A 23,175-nucleotide genomic window follows, 5' to 3' on the forward strand; every position below is an offset into this window, starting at 1 on the left:
CTTGCAGAAGCCCCAAACCCTCCCAAAACGCTGTCATTGTTTCGCCGCAAGGATTGTGCAATTCCACATGCTTGCTGTAGACGTATGGCACAAAAAATCGCCTGCATCGTGCAGGGGCATCAGGAATGCCATTGCGCGAGACAAGACCTTTCGGAGGAGTTGTTGATGTTTTCTATAAGGACACCGATGCGCGCGGTCGTGCTCGGCGCAATCGCGTTGACAATGGCAACTTTTGTCGGGCCGCAGGTCGGCGCGGCGCTGGCGGACACCGGCGTGAAGGTGATCGTCGACGGCAACATCATCACCAGCGGCGATATCGCCAAACGCACCAACTTCCTGAAGTTGCAGCATCAAAAGGGTGAGCTGAACAAGACCGCTCAAGAGCAGCTCGTCAACGAAACGCTGAAGCGCGCGGAAATCAGTCGCGTACGCATGTCGGTGACGACGCAGGAGGTCGATGCGGCCTTTGCGCGTTTTGCCAGCAGCAACAAGATGACCACCGCGCAGCTGAGCCAGGTGCTCGACAAGACAGGCGTCGGCGTCGAGCACTTCAAGAGCTACATCGCTGTGTCCATGAGCTGGCCCCGCGTCGTCAATGCCCGCTACGGTTCCAACCGCATGTCCAATGACGATCTCGTCAAGCGCATGACGGAAGAAAAGACCAAGCCGGTGACGACGGAGTATTTTCTCAAGCAGATCATTTTCGTCATTCCAGCCGCCAAGAAGGGCGCCATCACCGGCAAGCGTAAGGCCGAGGCGGAAGCGTCACGCTCGAAGTTCCCCGGTTGCGACCAGGCCAAGGTCTTTGCGGCGACAATGCACGATGTTTCAGTGCGTGATCTTGGACGCGTCCTTGCGCCCAATCTTCCGGAAGCGTGGAAGCCTCTCGTAGAAAAGGCGAACGGCAATACGACGGCTTCGCAGGTCACCGACCAGGGCGTCGAATATCTCGCCATTTGCTCGCAACGCCAGGTCAGCGACGACGTCGCAGCCGCTGCCGTGTTCCGTGCGGAGGATCTTGGCAAGAAGGGCGAAGAGCAGGTCAGCGCCAACGACAAGAAATATCTCGACGAGCTGCGTTCAAAGGCGCAGATCGTCTACCGTTGATCCAGTAGCGATGCCCTCCCTTTTCTCCCGACCCCTTGTCCTGACACAGGGCGACCCTGCGGGCATTGGCCCGGACATCACGCTCGTCGCCTGGACGCGCCGCCGGGAGCTCGGCCTGCCACCTTTCCTGTTTGTCGGTGACCCCGAAGTTCTAGCCGTGCGGGCTCGCCAGCTGGGTCTCACTGTTCCGCTTCGCCAGGCCGATGCAGCGAATGCCTGTGACGCCTTTGCCGAGGCGCTGCCCGTACTTGCGGTTCCGGCCGGCGTCGACGTGGTTGCCGGTGAACCGCATGTTGCGACCGCCCGCGGTACGATCGCTGCGATCGAAACCGCGGTGTCGCTCAGCATCAACGGCGAAGCGCTCGGGGTGGTTACCAACCCGATCGCCAAATCGGTTCTCTACGAGGCCGGCTTCGGCTTTCCCGGCCATACCGAATTCCTTGCGGATCTCGCAAGCCGCGCCACCGGGAGGCCGGTCACTCCGGTGATGATGCTGGCCGGGCCGAAGTTGCGGGCAATTCCCGTGACTATCCACATCCCACTGAAGGACGTGCCGAAGGCGTTGACCGTCGAGCTGATCATCGCCACCTGCCGCATCACCGCTGCAGATCTGCGAACCAGGTTCGGCATCGATCAGCCGCGGCTGGCGGTTGCGGGCCTGAACCCGCACGCGGGCGAGAATGGCGCGATGGGCAGGGAGGATGCCGATATCATTGCTCCGGCGATACAAGTGCTACGGGCCGAGGGCATCGATGCATTCGGTCCCCTGCCCGCCGATACGATGTTTCACGACGATGCCCGCAAGCGCTACGATGTGGCGATCTGCATGTACCACGACCAGGCGCTGATCCCTGCCAAGGCACTCGGCTTCGACGACTCGGTCAACGTGACCCTGGGCCTTCCCTTCGTGCGGACCTCGCCCGACCATGGCACGGCCTTCGGCATCGCCGGCAAGGGCATCGCCAAGGAACAGAGCCTCGTCGCGTCGCTGAAGCTCGCAGCCGAGATAAGCCGCACGATTGGAAGCCGTCGCTGATGGCCGCACTCGACGGTCTGCCGCCACTGCGCGACGTCATCGAGCGTCACGGCCTCGATGCGCGCAAGGCGCTCGGCCAGAACTTCATCCTCGACCTCAACCTGACGCAGAAGGTCGCGCGAACAGCCGGTCCCCTGGATGATGTCACGGTGATCGAGGTTGGTCCCGGCCCCGGCGGCCTGACGCGTGCCATCCTGGCGCTCGGGGCGAAAAAGGTCATTGCCATCGAGCGCGATCCGCGTTGCCTGCCGGCGCTGGCGGAAATCGCCGATCACTATCCGGGCCGGCTGGAAGTTATCGAAGGCGACGCGCTCAAGATCGACTTTGCGGCACTGGCGACTGACGGTCCCGTTCGTGTCATCGCCAATCTTCCCTACAATGTCGGGACGCAGTTGCTGATCAACTGGCTGCTGCCGGCGATCTGGCCACCATTCTGGCAGTCGTTGACGCTGATGTTCCAGAAGGAAGTGGCGCAGCGCATCGTCGCCCGCGAGGATGACAATCACTACGGCCGCCTGGGCGTCATCTGCGGCTGGCGAACGGAGGCCTACATGGCCTTCGACATCTCGCCGCAGGCGTTCACGCCGCCGCCGAAGGTGACGTCGACGGTGGTTCACCTGACGCCAAGACTGCAGCCGATCCCCTGCACCGTCGCCAGGCTTGAACGGGTGACGGAAGCCGCGTTCGGCCAGCGGCGCAAGATGCTGCGCCAGAGCGTCAAATCACTCGGCGGAGAGGCGTTGCTCGCCAAGGCCGGCATCGATCCGACGCGCCGCGCGGAGACGCTGTCGGTCGAAGAATTCTGCCGACTGGCGAACTGCCTCTAGAGCATTTCCGCTTTTCTTCGAATTGCGAAAACGCTCTAACTTTTTGTTTTTACGCAATTCCGGGCGCAAAACCGCTGCGCACTTTTGCTGGAATTGCTCAAAGCTTGGGATTCTCTTCCAGCAGTCCGCGGACGAAATCGAACATGCCGTGGCGACGGTCGCGCCGCAGGCGTTCGGCCTTGACGATCGACTGGACCGAATCGAAGGCTGCGTCCAGGTCCTGGTTGACAATGACGTAGTCATATTCGCGCCAGTGCTCGATCTCGGAGCGGGAATTGGCAAGGCGCGTGGCGATCACCGCTTCCGAATCCTCGGCGCGGCGATGAAGCCTGGACTGCAGTTCGGTCATGGTCGGCGGCAGAATGAAGACAGAGACGACGTCAGCCGACATTTTCTCCTGCAGCTGCTGTGCGCCCTGCCAGTCGATGTCGAACAGCATGTCGCGACCTTCGGCCATGGCCGTCTCGACGGGCTCGCGCGGGGTTCCGTAGAAATTGCCGTGCACTTCCGCCCACTCCAGCAGCGAATCGGAATCGCGCAGGCGTTCAAATTCACGCGGCGAGACAAAGTGATAGTGAACATCGGCAATCTCGCTCGGCCTACGCTGGCGCGTGGTGACGCTGACGGAGAGACTGACGTGCTTGTCGATATCCAGCAATGTGCGGGCGATGGTCGATTTTCCTGCGCCTGATGGCGAGGAGATAACGAGCATCAGCCCCCGCCGGGCGATCTGGGTGGGGGAGGAGGTCGCCGATTTCATGCCTTACTCCAAATTCTGAACCTGTTCGCGGAACTGGTCGATGATCACCTTCAATTCGATTCCGGCGGCGGTAACCGCAACGGCATTCGACTTCGAGCAGATTGTATTCGATTCGCGGTTAAATTCCTGTGCAAGGAAATCGAGCTTGCGGCCGACGGGACCGCCCTTGGCAATCAGGTCGCGAGCTGCGGCGACATGCGCCTTCAGCCTGTCGATCTCCTCTCGCAGATCCGCACGGGTGGCGAGCAGCGCCGCTTCGGCATACAGCCGATCGCGATCGAGCCCAGGTGCTGCTTCCATCAATACCGCGATCTGCGCTGCCAGCTTCGAGGCGATCTCCGCTTGCGAGCGCGAGGGATCGCTTTCCACCGTGGCCGTCAGCGTCTCGATGGTCTCGACCTGGTCGAGCAGAATATGACCGAGCGCGCGCCCTTCCTGCTGGCGCATCGTCTGCAGATCGAAGAGCGCGCCCTCCAAACCCGCCATGATGTCGCCGTCGCGGGCCGCGATCACGTCCTCGCTGTCTTCCGCCTCGCGAAACTCGACGATGCTGCGGATGGAGAGCAGCGTATCGAGCTTGAGCGGTGCAGGGTCGACGACACCGGCCAGCTGGTCACGCAAGGCAAGCACCGCTGCCAGAGCATCCTGGTTGATCACGGCTTCAAAGCGATTTTCGCCCAAGGAGAGCGAGAGGCCGGCCTGGATGTTGCCGCGGGAGAAATGGTCGGAGGCAAGGTGGCGGATGTCCGCCTCCAGTCGCTCGAGGCCCGGCGGCAATCGCAGGCGGAGATCGAGCCCCTTGCCGTTGACCGACCGTAGCTCCCATGCCCAGCGATGGCGCCCGCTCGTTCCTTCGCGCCGGGCGAAACCAGTCATGGACTGTAGAGCCATGCGAGCCTCCGATCTTTCGTTCAGTTCGTCTTCTTCTTCTGCGGGGTCGTGCCGCCGCTCGTAGGTGTATTGTCGTCGGGCTGGCCGTCGACTGCAAGATTGGTCGAGTCCTGTCCTTTCTCGGCCAGGGTTTTGCGCCAGCGCTTCACGTTGGCATTGTGCTCTTCCAGAGTAGCGGCAAAGACGTGGCCGCCGGAGCCGTCGGCAACGAAATAAAGGTCCTGGCTCTTCCAGGGGTTGGCGACAGCTTCAAGCGCGTCCTTGCCCGGATTGGCGATCGGCGTCGGCGGCAGTCCCCTGATGATGTAGGTGTTGTAAGGCGTTTCTTTCTTCAGGTCCGACTGAAAGATCGGCCTATCCGTCGGCTTGCCGTCGCCGCCAAACAAACCGTAGATGATGGTTGGATCGGATTGCAGCCGCATGTTCTTGTTGAGCCGGTTGAGGAAAACCGATGCCACATGGGCGCGTTCGTCCGCGAGCCCGGTTTCCTTCTCGACGATCGACGCCAGGATGACGAAATCCTGCTTGCTCGATATCGGCAGGTCCGGATCGCGCTTTTCCCAGATCTGGTCGACGAGCTTCTGCTGGGCGCCGGCCATCTGCTCGACGATTTCGGAGCGCTTGGTCCCGCGGGAGAATTTATAGGTGTCGGGCCTGAGGGTGCCCTCCGTCGGCAAGGCCGACGGCAGGTCGCCTTCGAGTATCGGGTCGGCCTGCAGCTTGTTGAACATCTGCCGAACGGTAAGACCTTCGGGCATGGACACCGAATAGAGGATCGACTTGCCTGATTTCATCAGTTCCATGATGTCGTTCATCGAGGCGCCGGCCTTGATCTCATATTCGCCCGCCTTGAGCGTGTCCCCTTCTCGCAGGTGGGTAGCAGTCAAGTAGCGAAAGATACGGGCGTCGGAGATGATGTTGTTGGCTTCCAGCCGCGTGGAGATCTCGGCGAGGCCTGCTCCTCCGCGCACGATGAAATTGGTATTCGTCGTCAGCGGTCCCGGCGCCTGGTAGGTCGAAATCGCATAGTAGAAACCGACGATCGCGAGCGCGAAGACGAACACCACCAGCGTCATCAGGAAATTCAGGAAGATGACGATCTGGCCGCGAGCCTTGCGGGAGCGCCGCGGCGGCTCGGGAACGCGCTCCGGGCGCAACGCTTCGTTGGCCGACTTCGGGATGATCGGCCCCTTCTGCGACGGCTGGCCATCGCTGCCGCCGGCAGCCTCGCCGTTCTGGTTCGTGTCGTTCACCGGCAATCCCTTCATCTTGTCGTCGCCTGATTTTTGCCAAGCAATGCGGCAGAAAACAGGTTCAAAAGACAGTGCTGGGTCCAGCCGAACCCTCGCCTTCGATCGATCAGAAACTGTTGTTAAGCCTCATAGCGTCGCAGAACAAGCGAAGCGTTGGTACCGCCGAAACCGAACGAGTTCGATAGGGCCACGTTTATTTCCCGTTTACGAGCCTTGTGAGGCACGAGATCGATCGCCGTCTCCCGCTCCGGGTTGTCGAGATTGAGCGTCGGCGGGGCGATATTGTCGCGGATCGCCAGGACTGCGAAGATCGCCTCGATGGCACCGGCAGCGCCAAGGAGATGGCCCGTCGCCGACTTGGTAGACGACATGGAGATCTTCGAGGCCGCGTCACCGACGAGACGCTCGACAGCCCCGAGCTCGATCGTATCCGCCATCGTCGATGTGCCGTGCGCGTTGATGTAGTCGATATCGGCTGCGGTCAATCCGGCGCGCTTCAGCGCCGACGTCATGCAGCGGAAGGCGCCGTCGCCGTCTTCCGACGGGGCGGTGATATGGTAGGCGTCGCCAGAAAGACCGTAGCCGACAACCTCGGCGTAGATCTTGGCGCCACGGGCCTTTGCGTGCTCCAGCTCTTCGAGAACAACGATACCTGCTCCTTCGCCCATGACGAAACCGTCGCGGTCGCGGTCGTAGGGGCGCGAGGCCTTCTGGGGGTCGTCGTTGTGCTGGGTCGACAGTGCCTTGCAGGCGGCAAAGCCCGCGAGCGATATGCGGCAGACCGGAGCCTCGGCCCCGCCTGCCACCATGACGTCGGCGTCGCCGAATGCGATAAACCTGGCGGCATCGCCGATTGCGTGCGCGCCGGTGGAACAGGCTGTGACGACGGCATGGTTCGGGCCGCGCAGCTTGTGACGGATCGATACCTGACCCGAGACAAGATTGATCAGGCGGCCGGGAATGAAGAAAGGTGAAATGCGGCGGGGGCCCTTGTCGCGCAGCGTATAGCCCGCTTCGACGATGCCCTCCAGGCCGCCGATGCCGGAGCCGATCATCACGCCCGTAGCGATCTGGTCTTCGTCGGTCTTCGGATGCCAGCCGGCGTCGGCCAGTGCCATGTCGGCGGCTGCCATGCCGTAGAGGATGAAGGGATCGACCTTGCGCTGTTCCTTCGGCTCCATCCAGTCGTCGGCATTGAAGGTGCCGTCGGTGCCGTCGCCGACCGGAATACGGCAGGCGATCTTGGCTGGAAGATCCGAGACTTCGAATTCGGTTACGAGACGTGCGCCGTTGTGGCCTGCGATCAACCGCTGCCACGACACCTCGGTGCCGCATCCCAAAGGTGATACCATGCCGGTACCGGTGATAACGACACGTCTCATCGCCCGCAGCCCCCCGTCTTCTTGCATGCCATGCGTAGGCAAATTCAGATCCGGCGCAACCGGACGAAAAAGGGCGGACTCTAGGAGCCCGCCCTCTTATGAATAGAAAAGATTAGGCCTGAGCTTTTTCGATGAACTTTACAGCGTCGCCAACCGTGAGGATGCTGTCGGCGGCATCATCAGGAATTTCAACGCCGAACTCTTCTTCGAAGGCCATGACCAGTTCGACGGTGTCGAGCGAGTCCGCACCGAGGTCGTCGATGAAGCTGGCGCCTTCAACAACCTTGTCGGCGTCGACGCCAAGATGATCAATTACAATTTTCTTCACGCGTTCTGCGATATCGCTCATGTCGGTTTCCTCGACCTTATGTCCTGATCAGAATGCCGTTTGACATCCCTACCCTGTTTAAAACCTGCAGCGCCCTTACTATCGGCGCCATTGGCAAACTCGTTCAACCCGGCCTTCAAACAGGCTCTGCCGCTTAACAAAAAACGACACGGCCCGCCTGTATTTTTCGGGACGACTGTTCACAGCCATGGCCCGCTTAACACGGTTTAACTCTGTCGCAAAGCCAGAAAATCGACAGCACCGGGTTGGTCAACATGCGTTTGCAGGGAAAATGCCCTTCAAAAGCAAATTGCCATTTTAGATCATGGCCATGCCGCCGTTGACGTGCAAGGTCTGGCCCGTCACATAACCGGCTTCGGAGGAAGCAAGATAGGCAACGGCTGCGGCGATCTCGGCGCTTGCGCCCATGCGTCGCATGGGGATCGCTCCCATGATTGCTTCCTTCTGCTTGTCGTTCAGCTTGCCGGTCATGGCAGATTCGATGAACCCCGGTGCAACGCAATTGACAGTCACATTGCGGGTCGCAATTTCAGCGGCCAGCGACTTTGTGAAGCCGATCATGCCGGCCTTGGAAGCGCAGTAGTTCGCCTGGCCCGGGTTGCCGGTGACGGCGACAACAGAGGTAATGTTGATGATGCGGCCATAGCGGCGGCGCATCATCGGATGCGTCAGTTCGCGGGTCAGCCGGAAGGCGGAGGTGAGGTTCACCTCGATCACATTGTCCCAGTCCTCGTCGCTCATCCGGACGAACAAGCCGTCCTTTGTGATGCCGGCATTGTTGACCAGGATGTCGACGCCCTCGAGCTCGGCTTCGGCCTTGATGCCAAGCGCCTTGACGGCGTCACGGTCCGAAAGGTCGGCCGGGTAAAGCTTGACCCGGTCTCCGAGTTCAGCCGCCAACGCCTCCAGCTTTTCGACGCGCGTGCCGTGCAGGCCGACGATTGCGCCCTGTTTGTGCAGAAGGCGCGCGATCTCTTCGCCGATCCCGCCGGATGCCCCGGTTACCAGTGCCTTGCGGCCGGTCAAATCAAACATGTGCGTTTCCCTCGTTCTTGCATATTCGTGCGTTGCCACACTCGCCGCTCAGGCGATCAGTCCAGCGATAGCCGCATCGACATCGGCAGGCGCATTCACCGAGATACCGGTTACCGATTTGTCGATGCGCCGGGCAAGACCCGTCAGCACCTTGCCAGCGCCGATCTCATACAATGTTGTCACATTGTTGGCGGCGAACCATTCGATCGTCTCGCGCCAGCGTACCTGGCCGGTGACCTGCTCGACGAGCAGCTTGGCGATCTCGTCCGCATCGGTCACGGGGGCCGCGCGGACATTGGCAATCAACGGGACGACGGGGTTCTTCTTCGATACACCCGCGAGAGCCTCCCGCATGGCGTCGGCGGCCGGCTGCATCAATGCTGAATGGAAAGGCGCGGAAACAGGCAGCAGGATGGCGCGCTTGGCACCCTTGTCGGTTGCGAGCGACGCTGCCTTTTCGACTGCTGCCTTCTCGCCCGATATGACCAACTGGCCACCGCCATTGTCGTTGGCGATCTGGCAGCTGCCCAGCGACGATGCCTCCTCGCAGATCGCGACGACGTCGACGTGTTCGAGGCCAATGATCGCAGCCATGGCGCCGGCTCCGACCGGAACCGCCGCCTGCATAGCATTGCCGCGGATGCGCAGAAGACGCGCGGTATCGGCCAGCGAAAACGTGCCGGCGGCACAGAGCGCCGAATACTCGCCTAGCGAATGACCGGCCACAAAGGAGACCTTTGTCTTCAGGTCGAGACCCTTGGCTTCCAGGACACGCAGGACCGCAATCGACACGGCCATCAGCGCCGGCTGGGCATTGGCGGTCAAGGTCAGCTTGTCTTCCGGACCATTGAAGATCGTCTCGGAAAGAGTCTCACCTAGCGCTTCGTCGACTTCGGCGAATACGGCGCGAGCCTCGGCAAAGTTTTCAGCGAGGTCCTTGCCCATGCCGACAGTCTGGCTGCCCTGGCCGGGGAATGTGAAAGCAACGGTCATGTATATCTGGTTTCCCTTGCGGTTTGCTCCCCAATTGACATTCTTTGTGCGGGAGTCAATAGCGCCTCCCCTGCATACCCAGGCTTTTGCGGCTGCGAAGAGCGGGGATTTTCCTCTTGCGCTTGCTCAATTCCGTCCTAAATTCGCGACTTCCTTCCAAGCCCGCCCGTCCCGCCAGCACCAAGGTTTCCCAATGAAGTATAACCACTTAGGCCGCAGCGAGATTGCGGTTTCAGAAATTTGCCTCGGCACCATGACCTGGGGCTCGCAAAACACCGAAGCAGAAGCCCACGAGCAGTTCGATTACGCCGTCGAAAAAGGCGTCAACTTCGTCGACACGGCCGAGCTTTATCCGACCACCCCGCTATCTGAGGAAACGCAAGGCCGCACCGAGGAATACATCGGCAGCTGGTTTGCAAAGACCGGCAGGCGCCGCGATATCGTCCTTGCCACCAAGGTCGCCGGTAAAGGTCGCGGTTACTTGCGCAACGGCGAAGGCGCCGATGCCGTCAATATCCGGGCAGCGATCGACGCCAGCCTGAAGCGGCTGAAGACCGACTACATCGATCTCTACCAGGTCCACTGGCCGAACCGCGGCCATTTCCACTTTCGCCAAAGCTGGCACTACAATCCCCTCACGCAGGATCGCGAAATGGCGGTCGCCAATATCACCGATATCCTCGAGACGATGGGTGAGCTGGTCAAGGCCGGCAAGGTTCGTGCCGTCGGCCTTTCCAACGAGACGACCTGGGGTATCCAGAAGTACTTGACGATCGCCGAGCAGAAGGGCCTGCCGCGCATCGCCTCGACACAGAACGAATACAACCTGCTCTATCGTCACTTCGACCTCGATCTGGCCGAGCTTTCGCACTACGAGCACGTCGGCTTGCTCGCCTATTCGCCACTGGCCGGCGGCATTCTCAGCGGCAAGTATGTCGGCGGCGAGCGGCCGGCGGGTTCGCGCGGGTCGATCAACCGCGATATCGGCGGACGGCTGCAGCCGCTGCAGGAGCCGCCGGTCAAGGCCTATCTCGATATCGCCGGACGGCACGGTCTCGATCCGTCGGCCATGGCGCTTGCCTATTGCCTGACGAAGCCCTTCATGGCCTCGGTCATCATCGGCGCGACATCGATGCATCAGCTCAAGATCGATCTGGGGGCCGTCGATCTGACGCTTTCCGCCGACGTCCTTGCCGAAATAGAGAAGGTTCACCGGCTCTATCCTATGCCGATGTGACCTCTTTGGGTTGGAATAGTTGCGGCGGCGTGCTTGCGTTTCCGCGAAAAACCCGTATAAGCCGCCCTGTTCGCAAACCCGGTCTTCTGGCTGGTGGCTGAACGGAGGGCCGGTTTCCATTGCGGAGATCGTTCGGAACGGCAGCGTTCCAGCCTCCCGTGTCTCCGCTCTCGACCGTCTCGGAACAACGCTTTCTTGCTTGGGGTTCAACCCTCTCAGGAGCAGTCGTTGAGGCTTAGCCGCTGGATCCCGGGTTTCACAAACGCAAGAAAGGCAAAGCTCATCATGGCTCTTTACGAACATGTATTCCTTGCCCGACAGGACGTTTCCGCACAGCAGGTCGATGCCCTCGTAGAACAGTACAAGGGTGTCATCGAAGCTAACGGTGGCAAAGTCGGGCGTATCGAGAACTGGGGCCTCAAGTCCCTGACGTACCGTATCAACAAGAACCGCAAGGCTCACTACGCCCTGATGGACATCGACGCTCCTCCTGCCGCCGTGCAGGAAATGGAACGTCAGATGCGCATCAGCGAAGACGTTCTGCGCTACATGACGATTGCCGTCGAAAAGCACGAGGAAGGCCCGTCTGCCATGATGCAGAAGCGCGACCGTGACGATCGTCCGCGTCGTGATGGCGACCGTCCGGATCGTGGTGGCTTCGGCGACCGTGGCCCGCGCCCGGATCGTGGTGATCGTGAAGACCGTCCGCGCCGTCCGCGCGAAGATCGCGTTTAAGGGAGATCTGAGATGTCTGAAGTTTCCTCCGCTCCGGTCCGTCGTCCGTTCCATCGCCGTCGCAAGACCTGCCCGTTCTCGGGCGCAAATGCACCGCGGATCGACTACAAGGACGTTCGCCTCCTGCAGCGCTACATTTCCGAGCGCGGCAAGATCGTTCCTTCCCGCATCACGGCCGTTTCCCAGAAGAAGCAGCGCGAACTCGCCCAGGCGATCAAGCGCGCCCGCTTCCTCGGCCTGCTGCCTTACGTCGTCGCCTAATCGGCTTCGATCAGTAATCAATACGGGGGGAGGCAGCGATGCCTTCCCTTCTCCCTTTCGCGGTGGGCGCGGATCGGAAACCTCGATGCCAGGGTATGTCGCAAAGCTTCGGCTTGAACGCGATCCCGGGTGAAACCCCATGTTGGGGACTTGTTTCCTGAGAGATTGATTCAGGAGATGTCCTCTAACTGCTTGATCAAGCAGGACAGCGACCGTGAAGAAACTGAACCCGAGACTGCTCATGATCGGCGCGCTTGCCGGTCTCACCGCTACCCTGCTCGTGCTGGGTGCGAACGCGCAGCCGTCTTTCAGCGCGGTTCTCTATGCAGCGTCCGCTCTTCCTATCCTGATTGCCGGCCTCGGCTGGGGAAACATCGCCGCGATCGTCTCGATCGTTACGGCTTTTGTCCTTGGTGCGGTGGCCATCTCCCCGGCCTTTGCCCTGGTCATGACGCTGGTGACGCTGGCACCTGCCGGCTGGCTCAGCCATCTGGCGAACCTCGCGCGTCCGGCGTCCGAACTCGGCGGCCCCGACCATCTTACCGCCTGGTACCCGCTCTCCGATATCGTCGTACAGCTTTGCGCCCTGGTGACGGTTGCCGTCATCGTCGTCGGCATCATGATCGGCTATGGCCCTGATCTGACCAACCAGATGGTCGATGCCCTGATGAGCGCGGTGCAGGCGCAGGAACCCTCCTTCACGCCCGATCCCTCGGCGACGGCACAGACCAAGTCGCTGATCGTGCTGATGTTGCCTGCCCTGCAGGCTGGGCTTTGGGTCGTCATGCTCTTTGCAGCCTATTATATCGCGAGCCGGATCGTTACGGCCTCGGGCAGCAATTTCCGGCCACGCGAAGACATTCCGTCGGCGCTGAGGATGAACCGGAACGCAATCTTCGTGTTCCTGGCCGGCCTTGTCGCCTGCTTTGCCGGCGGCATACCGGCAATGATCGGTGCGACCGTTTTCGGCGCCTTCGGTGCCGGCTTCCTGATCTCCGGTTTTGCCGCCCTGCACTACCGCACCCGCGGCAAGGACTGGCGCCTGCCTGTTCTCGTCATCTGCTACCTGGCAGCGACCATGGTCCTGCCGACCCTATTCATCCTCGTTCTTGGCCTGTCCGACACGCGCAAAGCGATCGCGCTGACCCCGAACAAGGATGTGGATGCCTCGAAACAACCCGATATCAAACCTTAAAAAATCGAAAGGACACCAAGATGCAAGTCATTCTTCTCGAACGCGTACCGAAGCTCGGCCAGATGGGCGAAGTCGTCAAGGTTCGCGACGGCTTTGCCCGTAACTACCTGCTGCCGCTCGGCAAGGCGCTTCGCGCCAACGCCGCCAACAAGACCCGCTTCGAAGCCGAACGCTCGACGCTCGAAGCCCGCAACCTGGAACGCAAGAGCGAAGCCCAGAAGATTGCCGACGTTCTCGAAGGCAAGTCCTTCAACGTCGTGCGCTCTGCAGGCGAAACCGGCCAGCTCTACGGCTCGGTCGCTGCCCGCGACGTCGTCGAAATCCTCGCTGCAGAAGGCTTCAACATCGGCCGTAACCAGGTTCACCTGAACACGCCGATCAAGGCCATCGGCCTGCACAACGTCGTCATCGCTCTTCACGGCGAAGTCGAAATCTCGATCGAACTCAACGTTGCCCGTTCGGCTGAAGAAGCAGACCGCCAGAAGAAGGGCGAGACCCTCACTTCGGCCGACGCGATCTACGGCGTCGACGAAGACGCACTACGTCCTGAAGACTTCTTCGATCCGGATGCCGACGGCAACGCCGAAGACGAATAAGCAGCTTTCGCTTTATTGCGAAATCGAAACCCGGATCGCAAGGTCCGGGTTTTTTGCGTCCGTCGCCTGAACTTGCTCTTGTGAATTGCGGCTTGCTTTGTGTTCGTCGAGCCACCCCTCGTCCGCCCCTCGGGCACCTTCTCCCCGAGGGGAGAAGGGGGAATCAGCCACTTTCGCTTTTGCGGCTTGCTCCCCTTCTCCCCAGCGGGGAGAAGGTGGCGTGCAGCGCCGGATGAGGGGGCCGCTTGCTCTGTGTTCGCCGAGCCTCCGCCTCCCGGAAATCGGCTACTGCGTTGGAGTGGCCGGTGGTTGCGGCTTGGAATTCTTATCCACTGACACAACGACAGAAAGGCCGGGGGTGAGGCTGGCTGCCAATGGCTGGCCGGCGTCGATCGAGACGCGGACGCCGACACGCTGGGCGATCTTGGTGAAATTGCCGGTGGCGTTGTCGGCCCTGATCACGGCAAATTCGGAGCCCGCAGCCGGCGAGAATCGTTCGACATGGCCATTCAGCCGCTGGTGTTCGAGTGCGTCCACGTAGACCGACACCGGCTGGCCAATCTTCATGCCGTCGAGCTGCGTCTCCTTGAAATTGGCGATGACCCAGACGTCGCTGGGCACCAGGGCCATGAGCTGCGTACCCGGGGTGACATACTGGCCGAGGCGGACGCCGACTTCGCCGACACGCCCGGCCGTGGCCGCGCTGATCGTGGCATTCTGCAGATCGATGTCGGCGAGTTGCACCAGAGCTTCCGCGCCGCTGACGCCGGCCTCCAGGGAGGCGCGGTTGACGATGATCGTCGTCAGGTTCTGCCGCGAGACCTCAAGTGCTGCCTGGGCCTGGTTGACGGAGGCCTTCGCCTGCTCGAGCGCCGCCTGCGCCGTCTCGGAATCACTGGTGGTCGACACGCCCTTGTGGACCAGTGTGTCGATGCGATCCCAGGCGAGCTGCGCGCGCTTCAGGCCGGCATTGGCGCTGTCGATCTGTGCTTGGCTCGAGGCGATGCCTGCCTGCGCGGCAAGTTCCTGCTGGCGCGAGTTGGCGAGCGCCGCCTTCTGCCCGTCCAGCGTCGCGTGAGCCTGGGCAAGCTTCTGCGAATAGATGCGGTCGTCAATCCTTGCGAGCACCTGTCCCTGCGTGACCGTCTCATAGTCCTTGACCGGCACTTCGGTGATGTAGCCGTTGACCTGCGGACTGATGATGGTGACGTAGCCTTTGACATATGCATCGTCGGTGGTTTCGACGGAGGTCTTGAAGGGCGGCAGGTGCCAGGCGTAGAGCACCAACATGACGCCTCCGACGCCCGCAAGGGCTGCCACGACTTCGATGGGGGAACGGACGAGCTTCGACATGGAGCGACTTCATTTCCTCAAGGGTTGGACGCGATTGCAGGCGCCGGATCGGAGCGACGGGCGCTAAAGGCCTGGAAAACAAGATGAATAATCAGGCAGGCAAGCGCCATCAGGGCGATGACGCCGGCTGTGAAAAAGGCGTCTCCATAGGCGAGCGTATAGGCCTCGCGGGTGACCTGCAGGCCGAGCAGCGCCACGCCCTCGCCATTCAGAAGAACACTATCGCCGATCACCTTTCCGTAGCCTGCCGCCAGTTGAGCGGCGCGCTGCGCAACGATCGGATCGGTCAGCAGCACGTGTTCGACGAGCACGCCCGAGTGAAACTTTTCGCGGATGGTGACCAGTGTGCCGTAGAAGGCCGTGCCCACCAGGCCACCGATGCTCTGGGTAAACAGGAAGATCACGAAAAAGGTGACGAGATATGGCGGACCCTTGGCGAAGGCAGCGCGAAAACCGATCGACATCGACGGTGGCAGGAAGAGTGCTGCACCTGCCGCGACCAATGCCTGGCTCAGATACATCTGGTCGGGACGGGTAAACGTCGTCAGCTGGCTGTCCATAAAGGAGCCCGTTGCCATCATGATCAGCGCCACGAACTGAATCTGCCAGCCATATCCGAGGTTCATCAAGGCGGCGCAGATGAGCCCGCCAATGATGGAGAAACTCAAGATGATCCAGTAGAGTGTTTGCAGCTGGTCGTAGAGCAGCCCGATATTCTGATACAGCAACATGATGATCGAGGTCTGCTCCGCGGCGATCATGCGGAAGACGAGCAATATGCCGGTCAAGAGCAGGTTCTCTCGTGACAAAAGCCAGCGCACGTCGATCAGTGGCGTTGGGCGGTTGAGCTCCATCAGCACAGCGAGCATCAGCGTCACGATGCAGACCACCAGCAGGACACCGAGCCAGGGCACCTCAAGCCACCAATAGACCCTGCCCACAGAAAGTATGATGGCGAGGCAGCCGAAGCCGATGGCAATCAGCAGATAGCTGCCGATATCGCCAAAATTGATCACCTTGACCCGCGGCGGCGCGGTTAACGGCAGCAGGTAGATGATCGGCATCACCAGAAGCGCGAGAGCCATCTCCAGCGTGTACAGCCCGCGCCATTCCCCGAAATCCAGCAGCGCCGGCGAGACAAGCCGGGTAATGGGTGCTGCAAGCGTCGTGTTCATCATCGCAAGGCTGACGCCGACCGTCAGCTTCTTCGCCGGCGGAAATGCCTCAAGCATATAGAGGAAGCCGAGCGTCGACAGCGGCGCGCCGGCAATGCCGCTCAAAAATCGGACAACAATTGCCGACTGCAGGTCGGAGACGAACAGATTGAGCAGCGAGGCGACAACGAAGCCGATGATGCTGATCTCGGCGAAATTGCGCACGCCGTACTGCATGCGGATTTTGACGAGGCCGATCGCGAGGCTGACATTCGGCGCCATGTAGGCCGCCGATAGCCAGGCCGATTCCGTGGTCGTCGCGGCGATGGTACCCTGGATCTGGGTGAGATTGGCAAGCGCAAGGTTCAGCCCGAGCCCCTGGGTCAGGAAGAACATCACCGAGGCGAGAATGTAGCACAGCGACATCCACCAGGGCATGGGCGGAGCGGCGGGCGTTGCCGGCGCCGGGATCGGCTCCTGCGGCGCGGTCGCTTCCGCCTCTCCAGTGGAGACTTCGTCGATCCGGGCCTGTTCAGCGCTCATGCTCGACCTCAGCCTTTGACCACCGTCTGCAAGTTTGCGGCCATCATTCGGATGACCTTGAGGGTCACCGCTGCATCCTCGTCCGATATTCCATCCATTATCTCCCCTCGAACGCGCGTCGCAAGGGCGTCGATCTCGGCCGCGATCACTTTTCCGGCTTCCGTCGTGTGGATCTGCTTGGCGCGACGATCGGTCTGCGTACTGCGCCGCTCGATGAATTTCTGCGCTTCCATCGCGTCAAGGATGCGGACCAGCGTCGGCGTCTCGAGTTCCAGCTCGTCCGCAAGCTCCCGCTGGTTGATGCCGTCCCTCTTCGAGAGGGCGAAAAACACCCGGGCCCGAGCCAGCGTCATGCCGCGTTCCCGCACCAGCGCATCAAAGCCCGCCCTGAGCTTTCTGTTGAAAGCGGAGAACTCGTCGAACAGCTCGCGATTTGTCGGTGTCTTGGACATCAATGTCGTTTCATATGATTAGCATGCTAATTTATTCCAGACGATGTAAACCGGTTGCCTGTTGTTTTCAATGCAAGGTTTCCAGGAGGACAGCATATGGCATGGAAGCGAACGCTAGGCTAGCATCCGACAAATTCCAAGAGTGAGTCGCGCGTGGTGATTCGTTGCACCAAGGCCACAACAGGCTTTTTTCGCAAAACACCGATGACCCTGTGGATGAGTGGAACAACGTGCATAGCTCGGACGAATTAGCTCCAGGCGATGAACTCTCGGTCCATCGCCATTGACCCGAACGCAGGATGGACGCACACCTCGCACCAGAAAAAACACTAGGATAAGAAACGGAAGACGATGAACGAAGCAGCGCGAAAAATCGCCGCCATTGCTCCGCCAGAGCAGCACTACCGCGAAGCTCCGAACAATATCGAAGCGGAGCAGGCCCTGCTCGGTGCCATTCTCGTCAACAACGATGCCTACTACCGCGTCTCTGACTTCCTGAAGCCCGTCCACCTCTACGAGCCATTGCACCGGAAGATATTCGAAGTTGCCGGCGACATCATTCGCATGGGCAAAATCGCCAATCCCGTGACGATCAAGACCTTCCTTCCAGCCGACGAGAAAGTCGGCGACATGACGGTGGCGCAATATCTGGCGCGTCTTGCCGCCGAAGCGGTGTCGATCATCAATGCGGAAGACTACGGCCGGGCGATCTACGATCTGGCGCTCCGCCGGGCGCTGATCACCATCGGCGAAGACGTCGTCAATATCGCCTATGACGCGCCGCTCGACATGCCGCCCCAGACGCAGATCGAGGATACGGAACGGCGGCTGTTCGAACTCGCCGAAAACGGGCGTTACGACGGCGGCTTCCAGTCCTTCAACGATGCCGTGGCGATGGCGATCGACATGGCGGCGGTCGCCAAGGAACGTGATGGCGGGCTTTCGGGCATTTCCACAGGCATTCATTCGCTCGACAGCAAGATGGGCGGGTTGCAGCGCTCGGACTTGATCATCCTTGCCGGTCGTCCCGGCATGGGCAAGACATCGCTTGCCACCAATATCGCCTATAACATCGCCGCCTCCTATGAAGGCGAAGTTCAGCCGGACGGATCGACTAAAGCCAAGAACGGCGGCGTGGTCGGCTTCTATTCGCTGGAAATGTCGTCGGAACAGCTGGCAACCCGTATCATCTCCGAGCAAACGGAAGTCTCCTCCTCGAAGATCCGCCGCGGCGACATCAACGACGCAGATTTCGAAAAGCTGGTCGCCTGCTCGATGATGATGCAGAAGGTGCCGCTCTACATCGACCAGACCGGTGGCATCTCGATCGCCCAGCTTGCGGCGCGTGCCCGGCGCCTGAAGCGCCAGCGTGGCCTCGATGTGCTGATCATCGACTATATCCAGCTGATGACCGGCTCCAAGAAGGCGAGCGAGAACCGCGTGCAGGAAGTCACCGAGATCACCACGGGGCTGAAGGCGCTTGGCAAAGAACTGAACGTTCCGATCATCGCCTTGTCGCAGCTGTCGCGCCAGGTCGAAAATCGCGATGACAAGCGTCCACAGCTCTCCGACCTTCGCGAATCAGGTTCGATCGAGCAGGATGCGGACGTCGTGCTGTTCGTGTTCCGCGAGGAATATTACGTGAAGAATTCCGAGCCGCGCGACCCCGCCGATCCGAAATATGCCGAGTGGGAGGCGCTGTTCGAAAAGGTCAAGGGAACGGCTGATGTCATCATCTCCAAGCAGCGTCACGGCCCGACCGGAACCGTGAGAATGGGCTTCCAGGCGGAGTTCACCCGTTTTGCCGATCTCGCCGATTCATCCTTCATCCAATACGAGGAGCATTGAGAAAATCGCGATAGCGTGGCGCTGACATGGTGCCACAGCCTTTCTCTTGACTTCTATACGCTTTACTTTGGCCGGAGAAGCATCCCCTCTCCGGCCCTTTTTATTCACGGCGGTTCCATGACTGACATTCCCGACGAGTTCGACGACACCTACGACGCCTTCGAAACCGCCGGGCTACGGCTGACTGTCGATCTTGGAGCGCTCGTCGAAAACTGGCGCGACATGTCCCGCCGTTCCGGCAGCGCCCGCACTGCGGCGGTGGTCAAGGCTGATGCCTATGGAATTGGCATCGAAGACGCCGGCGAGGCGCTGTACCTGGCCGGTGCCCGCGATTTCTTCGTTGCCACGGCGGACGAAGGAGTGACGCTCCGGCTCTATGCGCCGGATGCCCGCATCTTCGTTCTTGCCGGCATCTGGCCGGGAATGCAGCGGCTGTTCTTTGAAAACGACCTCGTCCCAGTGATCTCGTCCGACGAACAGCTGGCGTTCTGGATGGCGGTTCTTTCAGATTACGGCGACTACCCCTGCGCGCTCCAGGTCGACACCGGCTTCAATCGGCTGGGACTGACGGTCGAAGACGCCATTGCGCTCGCCGACGATGTTTCGCGGCCCGCGAGCTTCTCGCCGGTGCTGGTCATGAGCCACCTTGCCTGTGGCGACGAGCCCTCCTCCCCCATGAACCGGCAACAGCTTGAGTCTTTCCGGCGGGTTAGCACGGCTTTCGAAGGCATCGATTCAAGTTTGGCGGCTTCAGCCGGGATTTTTCTTGGATCGGATTACCATTTCGACCTAACCCGCCCAGGCATCTCGCTTTATGGCGGCGAAGCGGTCAACGGGATGGCAAATCCGATGCGCCCCGTCGTCAGCGCCGAAGCCCGGATTATTCAGGTTCGCGAAGTCAAGGCCGGGGAGACGGTCAGCTATGGCCGCGCGATGCAATTCACCAGGGATAGCCGCCTGGCCGTGGTATCCGCGGGCTATGCCGACGGCTACATGCGCAGCCTTTCGAGCGGCGGAGTGCCCTTGCGGCAGACCGGACTGCCCGGCGGACAGGGGTTTGTCGCCGGTTACCGCGTTCCGGTCGCCGGCCGCATCACCATGGACATGACCATCTTCGACGTCACCGATGTGCCGGACGATTTGGTGCACGCCGGGGACTATGTCGAACTCTTCGGCAGCAACATTGCGGTCGACGACGCGGCTCGGGCTGCAGGCACGATCGGCTATGAAATGCTGACCGGCATGGGGCTGCGCCATCATCGGCGCTATATCTCCGAGGAGTAGGAATATTCTCCGCCCGATGTTATATGACGGTGGCGACAGGAGATTTGTGATGGCCATCATTCATCTGGATGAAACCGAGAATGCCTTCATCGAAGAGCAGGTGAAATCCGGCTCCTACAAGGACGCCGACGAGGTGGTTCGCGCTGGGCTGAGGCTTCTTCGCAAGCGCGAGGCCAAAATTGCGAAATTGCGGGCGCTGATCCAGGAAGGCGAAGACGACTTTGCAGCAGGAAGATTCATGGAATTTTCCAGTGCTGACGACCTGACGGCCCACATCATACAGAGATCCGCGGAGAAACGCTGATTCTCGCCCGTAAGGTTCGCCTCTCCCAACGCGCGATCGACGATCTGCTGTCTATGTATGAGTACATAGCGGACGACGATCCGATTGCCGCGAATAGGCTCCTGCGGCAAATCAATGCCAAAATAGAATCAATCGCTCGCTCCGGGTTTTCCGGAAGCCCGAGGGATTGGTTGCTTGCGGGGTTGAAAGCAGTGCCCTATCGAAATCGATGCATTTATTTCCTGTTGGAAGAGAACAACATTCATGTTGTGCGAATCCTTCATGGACGACAGGACATTGCGCCTGAAGATTTTACCGAAAGCAGCATTTGATGGCCAAGGCCAGAACACAATTCATCTGCCAGAACTGCGGCACGATCCATAATCGCTGGGCGGGAAAATGCGAATCCTGCGGTGCGTGGAATACCATCGTCGAGGAAGACCCGATGGGTGGGATCGGCTCCGGGCCGGGCAAGGTGCCGAAGAAGGGGCGCCCTGTGGCGCTGACCCCTCTCTCGGGAGAGATCGAGGAAGCGCCGCGCATCGAGACCGGCATTTCGGAACTCGATCGCGCCACCGGCGGCGGCTTTGTTCGGGGATCGGCCGTGCTCGTCGGCGGCGATCCCGGGATCGGCAAATCGACATTGCTGATGCAGGCAGCCGCGGCCCTTTCCCGACGCGGGCACAAGATCGTCTACGTCTCGGGCGAAGAGGCCGTGGCGCAGGTCAGGCTTCGTGCGCAGCGGCTGAACGCTGCCGACACCGATGTGATGCTCGCGGCCGAGACCAACGTGGAGGATATTCTGGCGACCCTCGCCGAGGGCAAACGGCCGGATCTGGTCATCATCGATTCGATCCAGACGCTTTGGAGCGAGCTTGCGGAATCGGCACCTGGAACCGTGACGCAGGTCAGAACCGGCGTGCAGGCAATGATCCGCTTTGCCAAGCAGACGGGCGCCGCCATGGTGCTGGTCGGGCATGTCACCAAGGACGGGCAGATTGCCGGGCCCCGCGTTGTCGAGCACATGGTCGATGCCGTGCTCTATTTCGAAGGAGATCGGGGTCACCACTACCGGATTCTCCGGACCGTCAAGAACCGCTTCGGTCCGACGGATGAGATCGGCGTGTTCGAGATGTCCGACATCGGGCTTCGCGAAGTTGCCAATCCATCCGAGCTTTTCCTTGGCGAACGCAACGCCAAATCGCCTGGTGCCGCGGTCTTTGCGGGCATGGAAGGAACGAGGCCGATCCTGGTCGAAGTACAGGCGCTGGTGGCGCCGACATCGCTCGGCACGCCTCGTCGCGCCGTCGTCGGCTGGGACTCGGCGCGACTGTCGATGATCCTTGCCGTGCTTGAAGCCCATTGCGGCGTGCGGCTCGGCGGACACGACGTTTACCTGAACATTGCCGGCGGCTACCGCATTTCGGAACCTGCAGCCGACCTTGCCGTTGCCTCTGCACTGGTTTCATCCCTTGCCGGTCTTGCCCTTCCGGTCGATTGCGTCTATTTCGGCGAAGTCAGTCTGTCGGGCGCCGTTCGACCGGTTGGACACACCGCCCAGCGTCTCAAGGAAGCCGAGAAGCTGGGATTTTCTACAGCGCTTCTGCCATCAGGCTCCGCCGAGCTGCCGAAAGGCAACGGCGGACGCTGGAATGAGATCGGCAGCCTGCCTGATATGGTGGCGCTGGTCGCGGGATCGAAGGGCGCTTTGCGTCAGGCGGAAGACGAAGACTGATTGCTCATTGCCGATCGCGTTGACGGCACGGGATATGTACTGAGGCAGACGGCAGCCATGTAATGATGGCAAGTCTTGGAGTGGATTTTATATGCCCATTACGATTTTCGACGGTATTGTCATCGGTGTCGTGCTGTTTTCTGCGATCCTGGCGATGGTACGCGGTTTTTCCCGCGAAGTTCTCTCGATCGTAAGCTGGGGCGGGTCCGCCGCGGCGGCCTACTATCTCTTCCCTTTGCTCATGCCCTATGCAAAGCGCTACACGGACGACGAGCGCATCGCGATCGTCGGCTCGGCAGCGGTTGTCTTCCTGATCGCCCTTATCATCATTTCCTTCATCACCATGAAGATCGCCGACTTCATCATCGACAGCCGCATCGGCGCATTGGACCGGACGCTCGGCTTCCTTTTCGGCGCCGCCCGCGGCGTCCTGTTGCTGGTCGTCGCCGTGGCCTTCTGGAACTGGCTGGTGGATACGGCGCATCGGCCCGACTGGGTCAACAACGCCAAGTCGAAGCCGTTCCTCGATTCGATGGTGGTGAAGCTTGAATCGATGCTGCCCGAGCAGATCGCGCAGATGATCCACACCTACGTCAACGACAAGATCCAGACGCCGCAGAAGCAACCGACGACCGATGAGAACGGCACGGCGAATGATGCGGCTCCTTCCGACGACGCACCGGCCACGCCGGCACCGGCGCCCGCTGCGCCACAAACGAACAATTGACGCTGTGTTTACACACTTGACCCGCTAGGCCAGAATGGCCATCTGAGGGGCATCAGACACAATCATCCGGCCAGGCATTTTGCTAGGCCGGATTTTCCGTTATTTTAGCCGCCAGCCGCGACGCTGCCCGAACCGAACC

General features: G+C 60.7%; 24 protein-coding genes. 14 read left to right on the plus strand and 10 right to left on the minus strand.

Annotated elements, in window-relative coordinates; translation table 11 throughout:
* Positions 1 to 165 precede the first annotated feature (165 nt).
* From CPY51_RS01610 to rsmA, 3 genes are read left to right on the plus strand one after another with little or no spacing between them, the layout of a single operon-like run.
* Positions 166 to 1,107 (plus strand): SurA N-terminal domain-containing protein, encoded by a 942-nt coding sequence (locus CPY51_RS01610; RefSeq protein WP_111158297.1) that lies wholly within the window; start codon positions 166 to 168, stop codon positions 1,105 to 1,107.
* Positions 1,108 to 1,117: 10 nt separating this feature from the next.
* Positions 1,118 to 2,143 (plus strand): 4-hydroxythreonine-4-phosphate dehydrogenase PdxA, encoded by a 1,026-nt coding sequence (pdxA, locus tag CPY51_RS01615; RefSeq protein WP_111158298.1) that lies wholly within the window; start codon positions 1,118 to 1,120, stop codon positions 2,141 to 2,143.
* On the plus strand, positions 2,143 to 2,970 hold the full coding sequence (gene rsmA / locus CPY51_RS01620) for a 16S rRNA (adenine(1518)-N(6)/adenine(1519)-N(6))-dimethyltransferase RsmA (RefSeq protein WP_111158299.1): 828 nt from the start codon (positions 2,143 to 2,145) through the stop codon (positions 2,968 to 2,970). The genes pdxA and rsmA overlap by 1 nt, the downstream gene beginning before the upstream one ends.
* Before the next feature lie 97 nt (positions 2,971 to 3,067).
* On the opposite strand, the gene gmk is transcribed toward rsmA, so the two are convergent.
* From gmk to fabD, 7 genes are all read right to left on the minus strand, one after another.
* The gene (gene gmk, locus CPY51_RS01625) at positions 3,068 to 3,730 is read right to left on the minus strand and encodes a guanylate kinase (RefSeq protein ID WP_111158300.1); all 663 of its coding nucleotides are present in this window, start codon (positions 3,728 to 3,730) and stop codon (positions 3,068 to 3,070) included.
* A 3-nt stretch (positions 3,731 to 3,733) separates the two neighbouring features.
* Complete coding sequence (locus tag CPY51_RS01630; protein WP_111158301.1) at positions 3,734 to 4,621, minus strand: YicC/YloC family endoribonuclease; 888 nt, start codon at positions 4,619 to 4,621, stop codon at positions 3,734 to 3,736.
* 20 nt (positions 4,622 to 4,641) lie between these two features.
* Positions 4,642 to 5,889 (minus strand): endolytic transglycosylase MltG, encoded by a 1,248-nt coding sequence (gene mltG, locus CPY51_RS01635; protein WP_195909388.1) that lies wholly within the window; start codon positions 5,887 to 5,889, stop codon positions 4,642 to 4,644.
* Between the two features lie 104 nt (positions 5,890 to 5,993).
* The gene (fabF, locus tag CPY51_RS01640) at positions 5,994 to 7,256 is read right to left on the minus strand and encodes a beta-ketoacyl-ACP synthase II (protein WP_111158622.1); all 1,263 of its coding nucleotides are present in this window, start codon (positions 7,254 to 7,256) and stop codon (positions 5,994 to 5,996) included.
* Positions 7,257 to 7,368: 112 nt separating this feature from the next.
* The gene (locus CPY51_RS01645) at positions 7,369 to 7,605 is read right to left on the minus strand and encodes an acyl carrier protein (RefSeq protein WP_003502080.1); all 237 of its coding nucleotides are present in this window, start codon (positions 7,603 to 7,605) and stop codon (positions 7,369 to 7,371) included.
* Positions 7,606 to 7,902: 297 nt separating this feature from the next.
* Positions 7,903 to 8,640, minus strand: coding sequence for a 3-oxoacyl-[acyl-carrier-protein] reductase (fabG, locus tag CPY51_RS01650; protein ID WP_111158302.1), 738 nt, complete (start codon positions 8,638 to 8,640; stop codon positions 7,903 to 7,905).
* Positions 8,641 to 8,688: 48 nt separating this feature from the next.
* The gene (gene fabD, locus CPY51_RS01655; protein WP_111158303.1) at positions 8,689 to 9,633 is read right to left on the minus strand and encodes an ACP S-malonyltransferase; all 945 of its coding nucleotides are present in this window, start codon (positions 9,631 to 9,633) and stop codon (positions 8,689 to 8,691) included.
* Positions 9,634 to 9,826: 193 nt separating this feature from the next.
* Here fabD and CPY51_RS01660 point away from each other — a divergent pair, with 193 nt between their 5' ends.
* The 5 genes from CPY51_RS01660 (at position 9,827) to rplI (ending at position 13,657) form a co-directional block, all read left to right on the plus strand.
* Positions 9,827 to 10,870 carry an aldo/keto reductase gene (locus CPY51_RS01660; RefSeq protein ID WP_111158623.1) on the plus strand — a complete coding sequence of 348 codons (1,044 nt, stop codon included), beginning with the start codon at positions 9,827 to 9,829 and terminating at the stop codon, positions 10,868 to 10,870.
* Between the two features lie 285 nt (positions 10,871 to 11,155).
* Positions 11,156 to 11,605: a 30S ribosomal protein S6 gene (gene rpsF, locus CPY51_RS01665; protein WP_111158624.1), complete on the plus strand. Its 450-nt coding sequence runs from the start codon at positions 11,156 to 11,158 to the stop codon at positions 11,603 to 11,605.
* A 12-nt stretch (positions 11,606 to 11,617) separates the two neighbouring features.
* The gene (gene rpsR / locus CPY51_RS01670; RefSeq protein ID WP_004122103.1) at positions 11,618 to 11,866 is read left to right on the plus strand and encodes a 30S ribosomal protein S18; all 249 of its coding nucleotides are present in this window, start codon (positions 11,618 to 11,620) and stop codon (positions 11,864 to 11,866) included.
* A gap of 241 nt (positions 11,867 to 12,107) precedes the next feature.
* A complete protein-coding gene (locus CPY51_RS01675) occupies positions 12,108 to 13,061 on the plus strand; it encodes a DUF2232 domain-containing protein (protein WP_420820657.1) in 954 nt (317 codons plus the stop codon).
* A 20-nt stretch (positions 13,062 to 13,081) separates the two neighbouring features.
* The gene (rplI, locus tag CPY51_RS01680; RefSeq protein WP_111158305.1) at positions 13,082 to 13,657 is read left to right on the plus strand and encodes a 50S ribosomal protein L9; all 576 of its coding nucleotides are present in this window, start codon (positions 13,082 to 13,084) and stop codon (positions 13,655 to 13,657) included.
* A 285-nt stretch (positions 13,658 to 13,942) separates the two neighbouring features.
* Here the strand turns inward: rplI and CPY51_RS01685 are convergent, their stop codons facing one another.
* From CPY51_RS01685 to CPY51_RS01695, 3 genes are read right to left on the minus strand one after another with little or no spacing between them, the layout of a single operon-like run.
* Positions 13,943 to 15,010, minus strand: coding sequence for an HlyD family secretion protein (locus CPY51_RS01685; RefSeq protein WP_111158306.1), 1,068 nt, complete (start codon positions 15,008 to 15,010; stop codon positions 13,943 to 13,945).
* A 17-nt stretch (positions 15,011 to 15,027) separates the two neighbouring features.
* The gene (locus CPY51_RS01690; RefSeq protein WP_111158307.1) at positions 15,028 to 16,707 is read right to left on the minus strand and encodes an MFS transporter; all 1,680 of its coding nucleotides are present in this window, start codon (positions 16,705 to 16,707) and stop codon (positions 15,028 to 15,030) included.
* A gap of 8 nt (positions 16,708 to 16,715) precedes the next feature.
* Positions 16,716 to 17,159, minus strand: a complete 444-nt coding sequence (locus CPY51_RS01695) for a MarR family winged helix-turn-helix transcriptional regulator (RefSeq protein ID WP_111158308.1) — start codon at positions 17,157 to 17,159, stop codon at positions 16,716 to 16,718.
* 351 nt (positions 17,160 to 17,510) lie between these two features.
* Between CPY51_RS01695 and CPY51_RS01700 the strand changes: the two genes are divergently transcribed.
* The 6 genes from CPY51_RS01700 to CPY51_RS01725 all read left to right on the plus strand — a co-directional run bounded on the left by CPY51_RS01700 (position 17,511) and on the right by CPY51_RS01725 (position 23,036).
* Positions 17,511 to 19,007 carry a replicative DNA helicase gene (locus CPY51_RS01700; protein ID WP_111158309.1) on the plus strand — a complete coding sequence of 499 codons (1,497 nt, stop codon included), beginning with the start codon at positions 17,511 to 17,513 and terminating at the stop codon, positions 19,005 to 19,007.
* 117 nt (positions 19,008 to 19,124) lie between these two features.
* A complete protein-coding gene (gene alr, locus CPY51_RS01705; RefSeq protein ID WP_111158310.1) occupies positions 19,125 to 20,291 on the plus strand; it encodes an alanine racemase in 1,167 nt (388 codons plus the stop codon).
* Between the two features lie 49 nt (positions 20,292 to 20,340).
* On the plus strand, positions 20,341 to 20,595 hold the full coding sequence (locus tag CPY51_RS01710) for a type II toxin-antitoxin system ParD family antitoxin (protein ID WP_111158311.1): 255 nt from the start codon (positions 20,341 to 20,343) through the stop codon (positions 20,593 to 20,595).
* Positions 20,595 to 20,906: a type II toxin-antitoxin system RelE/ParE family toxin gene (locus tag CPY51_RS01715; RefSeq protein ID WP_275540446.1), complete on the plus strand. Its 312-nt coding sequence runs from the start codon at positions 20,595 to 20,597 to the stop codon at positions 20,904 to 20,906. The genes CPY51_RS01710 and CPY51_RS01715 overlap by 1 nt, the downstream gene beginning before the upstream one ends.
* Complete coding sequence (gene radA / locus CPY51_RS01720; protein WP_111158313.1) at positions 20,906 to 22,309, plus strand: DNA repair protein RadA; 1,404 nt, start codon at positions 20,906 to 20,908, stop codon at positions 22,307 to 22,309. Before CPY51_RS01715 ends, radA begins: the two co-directional genes overlap by 1 nt.
* Positions 22,310 to 22,400: 91 nt before the next feature.
* A complete protein-coding gene (locus tag CPY51_RS01725) occupies positions 22,401 to 23,036 on the plus strand; it encodes a CvpA family protein (RefSeq protein WP_111158314.1) in 636 nt (211 codons plus the stop codon).
* The last annotated feature ends 139 nt before the right edge of the window (positions 23,037 to 23,175 follow it).

The sequence above is a fragment of the Arminella tubonensis genome, assembly GCF_003240585.1.
GTDB lineage: Bacteria > Pseudomonadota > Alphaproteobacteria > Rhizobiales > Rhizobiaceae > Rhizobium > Rhizobium tubonense.